The sequence below is a fragment of the Exiguobacterium sp. UBA6282 genome, assembly GCF_002440475.1.
Lineage (GTDB): Bacteria > Bacillota > Bacilli > Exiguobacteriales > Exiguobacteriaceae > Exiguobacterium_A.
In genome coordinates this window covers 30200-42325 of record NZ_DJUM01000054.1, presented here as the reverse complement: position 1 = coordinate 42325, position 12126 = coordinate 30200, and the positions used below count along the sequence as shown (strand labels likewise).

At 42.6% G+C, this 12126-nt stretch carries 15 protein-coding genes; 6 read left to right on the top strand and 9 right to left on the bottom strand.

What is annotated here, in order from left to right; genetic code table 11:
* Positions 1–140 precede the first annotated feature (140 nt).
* Complete coding sequence (locus B2751_RS14055; protein ID WP_035412525.1) at positions 141–1052, top strand: hypothetical protein; 912 nt, start codon at positions 141–143, stop codon at positions 1050–1052.
* Positions 1053–1151: 99 nt separating this feature from the next.
* Here B2751_RS14055 and B2751_RS14050 read toward each other — a convergent pair whose 3' ends face one another.
* Positions 1152–1415 (bottom strand): hypothetical protein, encoded by a 264-nt coding sequence (locus tag B2751_RS14050; protein ID WP_035412522.1) that lies wholly within the window; start codon positions 1413–1415, stop codon positions 1152–1154.
* A 149-nt stretch (positions 1416–1564) separates the two neighbouring features.
* On the opposite strand from B2751_RS14050, the gene B2751_RS14045 reads away from it, so the two are divergent.
* On the top strand, positions 1565–2395 hold the full coding sequence (locus tag B2751_RS14045) for a GNAT family N-acetyltransferase (RefSeq protein ID WP_349679895.1): 831 nt from the start codon (positions 1565–1567) through the stop codon (positions 2393–2395).
* Here B2751_RS14045 and B2751_RS14040 read toward each other — a convergent pair.
* The 4 genes from B2751_RS14040 to B2751_RS14025 all read right to left on the bottom strand — a co-directional run bounded on the left by B2751_RS14040 (position 2384) and on the right by B2751_RS14025 (position 4837).
* Complete coding sequence (locus B2751_RS14040) at positions 2384–3319, bottom strand: hypothetical protein (protein ID WP_290775350.1); 936 nt, start codon at positions 3317–3319, stop codon at positions 2384–2386. The two genes, B2751_RS14045 and B2751_RS14040, sit on opposite strands and share 12 nt — an antisense overlap.
* 113 nt (positions 3320–3432) lie before the next feature.
* The gene (locus B2751_RS14035; protein ID WP_035412515.1) at positions 3433–3792 is read right to left on the bottom strand and encodes a hypothetical protein; all 360 of its coding nucleotides are present in this window, start codon (positions 3790–3792) and stop codon (positions 3433–3435) included.
* A gap of 29 nt (positions 3793–3821) precedes the next feature.
* On the bottom strand, positions 3822–4307 hold the full coding sequence (locus tag B2751_RS14030) for a GNAT family N-acetyltransferase (protein WP_052019161.1): 486 nt from the start codon (positions 4305–4307) through the stop codon (positions 3822–3824).
* Positions 4308–4321: 14 nt separating this feature from the next.
* On the bottom strand, positions 4322–4837 hold the full coding sequence (locus tag B2751_RS14025; protein WP_035412512.1) for a GNAT family N-acetyltransferase: 516 nt from the start codon (positions 4835–4837) through the stop codon (positions 4322–4324).
* Positions 4838–5082: 245 nt separating this feature from the next.
* Here B2751_RS14025 and murB point away from each other — a divergent pair, with 245 nt between their 5' ends.
* The gene (gene murB, locus B2751_RS14020) at positions 5083–5997 is read left to right on the top strand and encodes a UDP-N-acetylmuramate dehydrogenase (RefSeq protein ID WP_214856439.1); all 915 of its coding nucleotides are present in this window, start codon (positions 5083–5085) and stop codon (positions 5995–5997) included.
* A 55-nt stretch (positions 5998–6052) separates the two neighbouring features.
* Here murB and B2751_RS14015 read toward each other — a convergent pair whose 3' ends face one another.
* Positions 6053–7276 (bottom strand): aminopeptidase, encoded by a 1224-nt coding sequence (locus B2751_RS14015; protein ID WP_035412507.1) that lies wholly within the window; start codon positions 7274–7276, stop codon positions 6053–6055.
* 98 nt (positions 7277–7374) lie between these two features.
* Between B2751_RS14015 and B2751_RS14010 the strand changes: the two genes are divergently transcribed.
* The gene (locus tag B2751_RS14010) at positions 7375–7794 is read left to right on the top strand and encodes a YkvA family protein (RefSeq protein WP_035412504.1); all 420 of its coding nucleotides are present in this window, start codon (positions 7375–7377) and stop codon (positions 7792–7794) included.
* A 35-nt stretch (positions 7795–7829) separates the two neighbouring features.
* On the opposite strand, the gene B2751_RS14005 is transcribed toward B2751_RS14010, so the two are convergent.
* Together B2751_RS14005 and B2751_RS14000 are read right to left on the bottom strand one after the other, a co-directional pair.
* Positions 7830–8666 carry a formate/nitrite transporter family protein gene (locus tag B2751_RS14005; RefSeq protein WP_035412502.1) on the bottom strand — a complete coding sequence of 279 codons (837 nt, stop codon included), beginning with the start codon at positions 8664–8666 and terminating at the stop codon, positions 7830–7832.
* Between the two features lie 183 nt (positions 8667–8849).
* Complete coding sequence (locus B2751_RS14000; RefSeq protein WP_290775348.1) at positions 8850–9452, bottom strand: hypothetical protein; 603 nt, start codon at positions 9450–9452, stop codon at positions 8850–8852.
* Positions 9453–9588: 136 nt separating this feature from the next.
* Here B2751_RS14000 and B2751_RS13995 point away from each other — a divergent pair, with 136 nt between their 5' ends.
* Together B2751_RS13995 and B2751_RS13990 are read left to right on the top strand one after the other, a co-directional pair.
* Entirely contained in the window at positions 9589–10455 is an 867-nt protein-coding gene (locus tag B2751_RS13995; protein ID WP_035412496.1) for a YitT family protein, read from the top strand.
* Positions 10456–10656: 201 nt separating this feature from the next.
* Positions 10657–11295 carry a CHASE3 domain-containing protein gene (locus B2751_RS13990; protein WP_035412493.1) on the top strand — a complete coding sequence of 213 codons (639 nt, stop codon included), beginning with the start codon at positions 10657–10659 and terminating at the stop codon, positions 11293–11295.
* Between the two features lie 40 nt (positions 11296–11335).
* Here B2751_RS13990 and B2751_RS13985 read toward each other — a convergent pair whose 3' ends face one another.
* On the bottom strand, positions 11336–11704 hold the full coding sequence (locus B2751_RS13985) for an ArsR/SmtB family transcription factor (protein WP_035412491.1): 369 nt from the start codon (positions 11702–11704) through the stop codon (positions 11336–11338).
* Between the last annotated feature and the right edge of the window lie 422 nt (positions 11705–12126).

Below are 12126 nucleotides of genomic sequence, written 5' to 3'. Positions count from 1 at the left end.
AATTGTCCCCTTCTGTAATGAGTCTTCTTATTTAAGATAGTCGTCTCTGACTAAAAAGCGCAAATGAAGAGGTTCGGTTTATGAAAAAAGCGGGAAATGAATAGTGTTGTACTGTGCTTTTTTGGCGAAGGAGGTCGATCATGAGAATACGGAAACTACGTCTTTTATTGGAACAGTATGGCGATACGACCCTTCGCGATATCATCGTCGAAATCTATCGTCAACTTCCGAGACAAGTCATCGAAGAGAAAGAGTTTGACGCCATGTTGACACAGTTCGTGAAGTATAAGGATTTGCAAAAAGAACAGGAACAACCGACCGTCGAACAAACCATCGCACAGACAGATCGGTTCATCCAATTGGCATACGACTTACAGTACCTTGAGCCAAACCCAATCGTACCGCTTCGCGAACAAAAGAATTGGTATATTACCGCAAAACGTTTGCTGAAGCATTTACGCCATTATGCACATCGCAAAAATGGAACCCAGATTGCCTTTGAGGAGTTTTTCTTTCTTCTTTCGTCAGCTGCCGGAGAAGAACCTTTATTTTTAAGTAACGATCCTTTTCGACTATTAAAAGTCTCACAAGTCGATTTTTTTCAAGAATTAGTCGGTTATTATAAAAATGATAGTCATGGCATCGAGTGGATGGAACGCGCGCTCTATACTGCCTTGAAAGTTCCAATGGACGTTGATACCGAACGCAGTGATCTTTTACTTGCCGTACTTGCCCACTGTGAGACAGCAGAACACCAAGAAGCCTATATCAATTGCTTGAACGTGCATGCAAAAAAACTACAGTCACATGTCCGAATCGATGCAGATGCTTTATCCACTTATCAAGAAATTCGCTTTGCAGAGTTGCATGCCCTGATTTCACTACGAGCCTTAGAACGAGCGGAGACAATGCTGTTCACAGAATATATTCCTTACTTTTCGCATCGTTCGACTCCTTTTCGTTATTATCTCGACCTCCTCGAGCGCGCTGGACTAGAACAAGAGCATGATCGTATAGAGCGCGTCGGACGTAAAAAACGTATTCATTTTTAAGGATCCTTCTCTTCCTAACCACTCATACTATACAAAAAAGCAAGTGACGGACAGCGTCACTTGCTTTTTTGTATTCTCGTGGCTCAGAGCAGATTCATCTCAATCAGAAGCATTAACGATTCCAAGTCCAACCGTTGCCAGTAAAGCAATACAGGCAAATAAAAATGCCATATCGTTTGGTGAATCGAATCCTTCATAAATTGGTTCTTTTCGATCAACGATGATATGGTCTTCCGTTCCATAATTACCATACGTCGTCGAACTACTCACGCCCGGTTCATCGTAATCACGTGCTTCTACTGTCAATGTATCCGCACTGATTAGAAATCCTGATAACCCAATGATGATCCAAAAATACTTCATGATATTTTTGCCTCGATTCTTTCTTATCTTCAGGAATCCATCTACTTTTTATTTGAAACAAAAGATATAAATACCTTTTATTTCCTGTAAAATAAAAGTGAGATGCAACCATCTTCACTTTCTTAAAGGAGGAATTTAATTTGCCTATCGTGTATTACGGTCAATTGTCTCATGTTCAAAGACGACACGTCCATCAACTTCTACATTCTCATCAACAGCCGTATGATGTTTCATTTTTTCAGCCTCTTGAAGAGTGTCAATGGATTTACCTCGAGTCTGATCAGATCCAGGCGACACTTGGCTATCATGTCGTACATGATGTCGTTCGTTTAACGAACGGAGCTTTTCATGATATTCAAGCCTTCCGTCGTCTCGCCATTTCATTACACACACATGCCCTTCGGCAAGGGTGTCGACAAATTCACGTACAAGTTTCTCCACCACATGACCTTTCTGTAACCTCGATTTGGAAAGAGCTTGGCTACAGTTTATATGCCGAACAATTTCGTTTGATCGGATTATCAGACGGACAACCTGCCACATTGAGTTTGAAAGCTGTTCATGAACGCAATCAAGATACGTATCTGGCTCTTCGTAACGATGCCCTCAAAGGATCCACCCACTTCTTCCCTCACAGTGTTGCTGATTTAGAAAAGTTAATCAGACGAAAAGCTGTTCCTTATTTAGTCTATGATAAGCAATTGGTCGTTGGTACACTCTTATTTCAAAAACTCGGTCCGAACATTCGTCTTCTTGAAATCACCTGTCTACCTGGGCTGAGACGTCAAGGCTACGGAAGTCGCATACTCCATACGTTTCAGGAAAAACTACGGCGTTCGAACATTCAAACGTTTGAAGTCTTTTTTCTTTCAACACAGCAAGACGTATTACGACTATATCGTCCCACGATGTTTTGCGATATCCAGTTAACCTCTTATTGGCATACATTTAGTACAGATCATCCCCCGTTAATCGTTTAACCGATCGACGACCTCTCTGTATTCAGGTAACACATACTCCGCATCCATTTTTCTAAAATCAACGTGCCCCACGTCACGAAGCACCAGACCCATCCCGAATAACTGTTCGATGTAGACGTCTCCCATTGTCATAGCAAGTCCAGGGTGATGGTTATGGAAAGCAAGCAAGGCATCCTTACAGATTTCAGATGCAACAGGCTCTTGCATCACACGTTTTAATAAAGATGGAAAGAGCGTCGTTTGCCGTCCAATCAACGCATAGAATGGAAAGTAATGTTTCGCATAAACGAACGTCGGAAGATAGGCATTTGCCTCAATTGTTTTGAACAACAACGGTGAAGTCGGGCGCTGTAATCGTTCTGCTAGCCCAACGGTCGCTTTGCATTCGCTCAGCTGATCCAGCACCCGAATCGTCAATTCTTCTTCGATATCAAGTAATAAGACGAGATCAAGCAGATTTAATTCATGCGTCTCCATGAATTGATCACTGCGTTGAAGATGCATTGTGTAGGTAACGTCCAATTTTGTAGCGACAAGTGTCCATAGCTCTGGATGACGCGCCGCATAAAGACCTACAGGAAAGTGAAGCGGCTGCCGGACGATGGAGCGATGACCCTCAAGTGTGTAGACTTGATTGACGTCAAGACCGTTCGCTAATAGCATCTCGAGTAACTGCTGACGATTTTGACACGCGACAAGCGTTTGGAACAGACGATCGATTTCGCTGAACGGTTGTTTCATCTCCAGTGCTAGTTCTAAATGAGCAGGTGAATCCTGCTCTAGCGATCGTTTAATGAATTGTAAGGCACGTTGTTCCGCATCGTTCAGTTGAGCAACGTGCGTCCGAAACATCTCAACGTCAAGTTCCCGAAAGGCTTGCAACGCCGGAGCAATTGATTGATTTTTCGTAAAGGGTTTCCACATAATTCCCTCGACCTCCTCATTCCAGTATCTCTTCGTAGTGTACGCAATATCCGATCGTCTTAAAAGCAAAAAATGGAGGATCTTCCGTTGTTTCCGGAAGATCCTCCATTTTTTTATTTTTCCCCGACTTTTAGATGAGCATTTCGAAAGACGTCATCGTGCTTCCCTGTCTTTTCAACACTTGTTCCGACAGAACCATAATATTCGATTTCATCCTTTGGTTGGATGAATTCGTATGTGATGGCAGGCTCGCCACGAAGGCGGACGTGTATGATTTGCCGATGCTGTAAAGAAAAGGAGGCATGCACTTCAAGAAAGGAGGAAGCCGATAAATCATGTTGTCGCTCTAAAATCGTCATCAATTCTTGCTCAGAATCACGGTAATTCCCTTGCAATTGAGCATACGAAATACCGACTCCTAAAGAGAGGATACCGATTAAACTAAGCGCGCAAATGACCAGCACTTTCTTCATGACTGATCCACCTCCGAGAAAAGTTCATTCTACTTATTCATCGGTTTATCCTTCGACGACGTGAAGTCTTTTTTAGAATCCTTTGCGTAAAACTGCATATCTACATGTGGAATATCATCCTCTAAATAAGGTTCGGATACAGTTTCGAAACCAAATGACCCGTAAAACCCTTCTAAGTGCGCTTGCGCTTGTAAGTAGATCGTAGCTTTTTCCTGCAAATAATCCATCGCTTTCTCCATCATTTGTTTTGCCAATCCAACTGATCGGTGAGTACGATGAACGGCAACCCGGCCAATCGCTAATCCTTTTGTCGGATGGTTGTATATCCGAAGACATCCAACGATTTGACCGCTTTCGTTACGTACGATCAGGTGTGTGGCTTGTTGATCTTGATCATCTAGTTCCGGATATGCACACTCCTGCTCAACGACGAAAATATCCATTCGTAATTTCAACAATGCATATAACGTATCGGGTGTCATGTGATGAAAAGACTCAAATGCAAATGCGTACATAAAAACTCTCCTCTTTAGTTACGACAAAGTCGTGATAATTGTCCAGCATATATCGTGACCGGAATGTCTTTAAAAATCGTATCTTTTTCCCAGTTCAGACCGTTTGCGCGAGCGACATTTTGAGAAGAACGATTATCGGGATGAATGATCGAGATGATTCGATCATGCCCTCGATTAAACGCTTCCATCATTAGACGTTTCGCTGCTTCACGACCATAACCGACTTTCCAGTGCTTCGGTTCGAGCCAATAACCGACTTCTAATTCTTCTTTTCCATCCACTTCCTGCATCAATAATCCAGCGAAACCGATTGGTTCATTCGTTTCTTTTTTGAATAACAGCAAAAAACCAGTTTGTCGTTCATCCGAGTATCGTTCCAATTGTCGATCGAACCATTCTCGTGCCTCATCTTCACTCAGAGCAACGCCACCATTGATATAGCGCATGACTTGCTCATTTTGAACAAGTGACTTGTAAAAGCTGAAATCCGCTTCTTCGAATGGTCGCATCCATAATCGTTCACTTTCCATCCTCATCGCCTCCTTCTATATGTTTCTTTTCCCGAGTTCTTTTCCCTTCATTCCTCTTCCCTATTATTCTACCTGTGCGATGTTTTTCATTACTAATCGATGACATTCACTCCCTAGTGCTTGCAATTCCCGGCATAAGTCGGTATTTTGGGAACAGTATGTTGAACAACGACTGCACAATTAATGTTAAAATATATTTTGAGCGCATAAGCGCTGGATAGGAATTTATGAAAAGGACTGAGACCATGATGACTGAACAAGTAATGACAGGGCTATATGAAGGCATTTCAAAAGAATCTGTACTGATCAATGAACCTTTAAAATATCATACGTATACAAAAATGGGAGGAATCGCTGATCTCTTCATCATCCCAACGTCTTATGAAGAAACGGCTTTTGTCGTAAGATATGCTTACGAACGAGGCATCCCTTTGACATTGCTCGGGAACGGATCGAATCTCGTCGTACGTGATGGCGGTATTCGCGGTATCGTTCTTTCGTTTGAAAAGTTAACCGACATTTCGGTCGAAGGACATGAACTCGTCGCTCAAAGTGGCGCAGCAATCATCGAGGCGTCTCGTGTTGCGTATGCGCATCAACTGAGTGGTCTTGAATTCGCTTGCGGGATTCCGGGAACGATTGGTGGCGCGTTGATCATGAATGCGGGCGCCTACGGTGGAGAAGTCAAAGATTGCCTTCATAGCGCCACTGTTTTGACACGACAAGGGGATCTGTTGAACATTTCGCATGATGAACTCGAACTGGGATACCGGACGAGTTGTTTCTCAAAGAAAGAATACATCATTCTCGAAGGACGATTTGCTTTGACGGAGGGTGATCCAGCATTGATCAAGGAAGTCATGGATGATCTAACGCATAAAAGAGAAACAAAGCAGCCTCTCGAATATCCTTCTTGTGGTAGTGTCTTCAAACGTCCAGAAGGCTATTTTGCGGGTAAATTGATTCAAGATAGTGAACTCCAAGGAACACGCATCGGTGGTGCTGAAGTATCAAAGAAACACGCCGGTTTTATCGTCAACGTCGAAAACGCATCAGCATCTGACTACATTGCACTCATTCGCCATGTACAAGAAACCGTCCAAGAAAAATTCGGTATTTTACTTGAGACAGAAGTAAAAATCATTGGGGAAGAAGCATGATAATAATCTAATCAGAAAAGGTGAGCCCAGTATTCGGACTCACCTTTTTATTCGTTTAGATCGACCAGTTTCCGTCACGCATGACTGATTCACGCGTCCCGTCTGCAAGTTCTCCCTCAATTGATAGATCCGCGGATCCAATCATGAAGTCGACATGCGTCATCGAGTCGTTCGCACCTTGTGCTTCTAGTTCTTCCGCTGAAAGACTGGGACCATTTTCAAGACACGTCGAGTACGCACGACCAATCGCTAAGTGGCACGAAGCATTCTCATCAAACAACGTATTGTAGAATAAAATACCTGAATCAGAAATCGGAGAACGATGTGGTACAAGCGCGACTTCTCCGAGATACCGGGCACCTTCATCGAGGGAAATTAAATCATCCAATGCTTCTTGCCCCTGTTTCGCTTCCGCTTTGACGATTTTTCCGTCCTCGAACCAAAGAGTAAATTCATCAATCAAGTTACCACTGTAGCTGAGTGGTTTCGTACTCGAGACATGACCGTTAACACCTGTCTTCTTCGGTAATGTGAACACTTCTTCAGTCGGCAGATTCGCGATAAAATCAACACCATCTGCATTCGGACCACCGCCACCTAACCAAACGTGACGTTCTGGTAATTCAATTGATAACTCTGTTCCTGGCGCTGTATAATGCAATGTTTTGTATTTCTTCTCTGTCAGGAATTTCGCTTTTGAACGCAGATTATGATCATGATCCGCCCATGCAGCAACCGGATCCGCTTGATCAGCACGTGTTGCCTTCAAAATAGCTGCCCACAGTTCCTCAATCGGTTCCTCTGCATCAGGGAATACTTTCTTCGCCCAGCTTTCAGAAGGTGCTGCTACGACACACCAGCTGACATTGTCACTCATGACGAACTTTCGCCAATTGGCGAGAGCAATACCAGCTGCTTTATTCGCACGCGCGATTCGACTTGAATCAACACCATTTAATAAATCTGGATCTTCGCTGACGACCGATAAGAATGCTGTTTTTTCTTCTGCAAGCTGATCGTAACGTGCTTTTAACCAATCCGGGAATGTATCAAACGAGTCTTCTGGTGCATCAAAATAACGGATTTTCGTCATCTCATCATCTGACCATTGTACATATACTTGCGTAGCACCTACTTCATATGCTACACGTGTGATTTCGCGAACAAGTGGTAAATTCTCGATTCCCGCTCGCACCTCAAGTTGTTGTCCTGGCTGTAGATTGATCCCGGTACGCACTGCTAAAGACGCGTACTGTTGTAATTCTGCTTGTGTCGGCATTATGTAATCCCCTTTCTTGTATCTTTATTTTCACGAAATAGTTGCAATTTTGCAAGAAATAAGGCGAAACTAGAAAGAGAAGAGAAGGAGGCATCATCATGGAATTCACACCCGGAGATTTTAAATCAGCTTATACGTATTTTCACCGACAGGCACTCGATCTCGTCGGTGATGAAAAAGCACAACAAGAATTGTTGATTCGAGCAGAAATCGGACTCGCACATCTAACACAAGATATCGCGTCTACGGAAAGTTCTGATATCGAACGCGAGGCAGAACTCGTCCTTTATTTCCAATTAAAACAACTACTCGAAATGCTTCGTGCCCTCTATCAGAAAAAATTCGAGATGCATGCAGAGCAAGAACAATTATTGCTAACGGCAGTTCTGTACTTTACGTCTCCTGTTGACGCCTTACCGGACGATAACGTCCTCGGACTCTTTGATGACGCACAAATCGTCGAGACGATTTACGAAGAACTCGCCGCAGATGTTGATCGCTTTCAACATATGGAATGAATGAAAAAGCAGCTGTCGCGACAGCTGCTTTTTCATTATGCATTTTGTTTAGAAGCGATATGAACCGGTGCCGTAGATTGACGTGATTCATCTATTTCTAGTTTTTCTTTATTCAACCACGTATAAATCATTCCCATGAAGACTGCTCCACCGATGATATTCCCAGCTAAAGCCGGTAAAAGATTGTGCATGGCTCCTGCAAACGTAATCGTATCCGGATGTGGCACGATTAATGCGATAGAGAACAATGCCATATTTGCGATGACATGATCAAATCCTGATGCGAAGAAGACTGCGACAAGTACCATCATCATCATGATTTGCGCTAACTCATTCTTCATGTTCTTCGGAATGAAAATTGCTAAACAGACCATCCAGTTACAGAAGATTGCCCGAGTAAAGATTTCCCACGTCGAATGATGAATTTTTGTTTCCGATACAGCAAACAACCAATTGTTCATTCCAAGTTCCTGTAAGATACCTGTTTGAGAGAAGAGTAGTGCGAATGCTAATCCTCCAAGACCATTTCCGATCAGACAAATCAACCAGACTTTCATCGTATCCATCTTCGTTGTATAGCCGCGCATCGTTGCCGTCGTGAAATACATCGTATTCCCTGTAAACAGTTCTGCACCGCCATAAACGATCAAGACGAGTGCCACTCCGAACGTCAATCCACCGACAAGTGTCGCGACAGGTGATTCTGCCATATACAGCCCATTAATTGCTTTTAAGGTAAAAATGATTGCAAATCCAATGAATATCCCCGCTAACATGGCACGAACTAAGTATTCGAGAGGACGCAGTTGTAGCATACGTGTCGACTTGATTGCTTTATTCCGTAATCCTTCTAATGCTTCTACCTCGTTCATTGTAGAAACCTCTCTTTCTTTTGTTCAACACTTCACAATGTTTATTCATTTATTATGATACTTCCATCTTAAGAGATGTTCAAGTCTTGAATCGACCTGTTTTATCGTTTTCATAAAAGAACGAGATGTAAACGATATCATTGTGTCGAGATTGTGAAAAATGCCTTTTCTTGCTTTATACAATTAATTAGTTTGAATTGAAAATCCTGATGCGAAACGCTCGAAAAAGGTTTGTCGTCTGGAGGCATCAAGCACATATCCATCGATGACGACACGATTAAAACGTCCAGACGATGATGTAGCGCGTTCGATGTCAGATGGTGTATAGATGTCGAACGCGCTACGATCTATCTTAAAATTAGCTTTCGAATAGGGATCGGTATAGTGAATTTCAAGATTGGTCAAGTCAGGAATCGTCGAAAATAAAACGAGCGTATGATGCATAAGTACTTTTGATAAGCGAGCGTTCAAGAAATCCTGATTCATTTGTAATGTACCAGTATCGGTCCCAATCCAAGCACGCCGTTCTTTGCCTGTGACGTCATAAGCGAGCCGTAACGACTCTCCTTCGACATCTACCTGTTTTAATTCTGATGAAAACGGGAGTTGTTCAGCTAATTGGCGAACAGCTACCGTATTCATCATGGAAGCACCGACTTGTCTCGCTACGAGATCACCATCATGCCAAATAGATCGTTGGTTTTCTTCGTCTGGTTGTTGAAAAAGACGAATCCCCACCAATACGCCTAAACAAATACAGCCTATAATCAAGAATGTTTTCTTCATTTTCATCACCTTCCTAAAAAAACTTACCCTTTTTCATCTTTTTTCATAAGAAGGGTTGAAATTTTATGCATATGGGCGTACTCTTGCAGGCAGATACTCACATAAGGAGGAGCATGAGGTCACTCATCATAATGCCATGACTACAACACACCCACAGAAAAAGAGAGTTGAAAAAATCAGTTTTTTAATCATAGGTACGTTGCTGTATTCCCTGTACATCAGCTTACTACTATCTCCAAATGATATCGGATCAGGTGGTATCATGGGGATCACGCTTGTCATTCAAGAGCTTTTCCACACTCCAATCGGATTAACCCAATTGCTCTTAAACATTCCCCTTTTCCTTTTAGGTTTCCGTTTCTTACGAAAGCGATTCATGTTCTTATCTGGCATCATTGTCGTTGCCTCTTCTTTTTTAATCGACTGGATTCCGACTCAGATCGTTCCCGAGTCGTTGAATGATCCGCTTGTTGCCTCCATCTTTGCCGGTCTAGTCTCTGGTCTTGCAATGGCATTGATTTTCTTTGGTGGCGCATCGACAGGTGGACTCGATATTCTTGGAAAGTTTTTCTTTGCTCGTTTTCATAATTGGCCACTTCCTCGCATATTTCTGATGCAAGATCTTGTCATCTATATCTTGGTATGGTGGGTCTTCGATTTGAAACACGTTATGTATGCTCTTATCATGAGCTTCGTTCGCGCCAAAGCTCTTCAAACGGTTTACAGTTTTTATTCCGCTTCTAAGCAATGTATCATTATTTGCGAAAAGGCGGATGAAATAAATGAAGTCATCACAAAAGAACTTGGTCGTGGTGTGACGATCCTTGATGCACGGGGAGGATACTCCAACCGAACGAAGAAAATGGTCTATGTCGTCGTTCAAAATAATGAAATCGTCCGTTTGCAAGAAATCGTTTCTTCTGTCGAACCTAACGCGTTCGTTACGTTCTCAGAAATCCATACTGTTTTTGGGAATTATAAGGAACATTCGTATTCGTTTTAAACTCAAGCGCAGCCTAGCTGTGCTTTTTCTATTTCGTTTACTTTAAAACAGCTTCTCGTATTGCACCAGCTTTCCTGCTTTTTTATTAGGAATACTGATTTTTTTACTTTCTTCTCCCTATTCAAAAAATGGACAGGCTTCACTTTTTTTGCGATAGTAGTTAAGCTTATGACATGTCTATTTATTTAAAGGAATGATTGCATGCACTCACTTTGGCGTCAGCGTATTCTGCTGATCCTTTTGATCAGTTTATTTGCTTCTATCCCAATCATTTACGCCCTATCTGGTTATCGGACGATTGCAACGATAACAGAGCAAATGAAGGATCATGACATACCGTTAATCAATCAAGTGGACCAGTTGGTTGAACATAACCGAGATCGTGCCAATGCGGTGCGTGGTCTTTTATTGTATGAAGATAGTCGTTATCTCGAACAGTATTACTTTTCTACTTCTAAAATTCATGATTTACGAAACAGTCTAAATCAATCGTCGACCACGCCAGGAGCAATCAAGGATTTACTACGTCGCAATAATGTCTGGGAGTCCGAGATTGAACGAGTATTCGTCGTCTATGAGCGTCAGAGTCCAACGGCAGCAAAGCGCCTTGCCAAACAAACGACGCAAACGACACAAACGATTCTCGAGGACTTATCTCGTGTGAAAGATGATTTGTATAAGACACTTCAAGCAAAATTACAACAATCAGATACTTTAGTCGCTACATATAAATGGATGTGTCTCAGTCTCTCTATTCTGTCCTTTTTATTAATTAGTGCGACGATCTTTTTTTCCCACCGGTTCGCACCTAACAAGTCAGACGAATCGTCCTTAGAGTAAACGAAAAGCGCAGNNCTGCGCTTTTCGTTTACTCTAAAAATTATTCAGATACTGCTTTTCCCTCTTGTACATGCTCCATCGCCATATGAACAAGCGACGACACATGATGGTCATCTAAAGAATAATACACGACTTTTCCATCTTTACGAAACTTGACGAGCCCTTGTTTCAACAGGGAGCGAAGATGATGAGATGCTGTCGCAATCGAGCAGTCGACAGAAGCAGAGACGTCACAAACGCACAATTCCTCTTCGATCGTCAACGCATAAACGATTCGTAGTCGTGTCGCATCTGAAAGGATCTTAAATAATTTTCCGATTTCAAGCGTCGGAATCGTATCAACGACTTGTCCAATCTCAGACGCACGCTGTTCATCAATAGCAATCGTTTCACAACGGGGAATGTCCATGTCCGTCACCTCGTTTCTATTTCTATATTGCACCATGAGAAACAGGACATTTGCAAGTTCAGCGCATCCGCCTACGAATGAGCCAAAATACCAACCATCCCCCTACGTAATCACCGATATCCCAAACGATTCGATTTTGATCGACCGCACGTACACCGATATCGATGATCTTCGTACTCTCCAATCGATTCCTATAACACTTACGTAATCGAGAAGGAATCGGGAGACGAAGCAGTATTCGATAATAGATGTCTAAGTGGGTGTGTCCCCAAATTTCTGTAGCGATCGAACTTGTCTTGATATACAACGGACGTTTGTAGCGTCTTTCATACTTTTCCTTCAGCAAGAGAGCCATTTCATAAGATACACGATTAGGACGCGGAAATAAAATTTTCCCCAAATGGTAGATCCCCCGATTATCC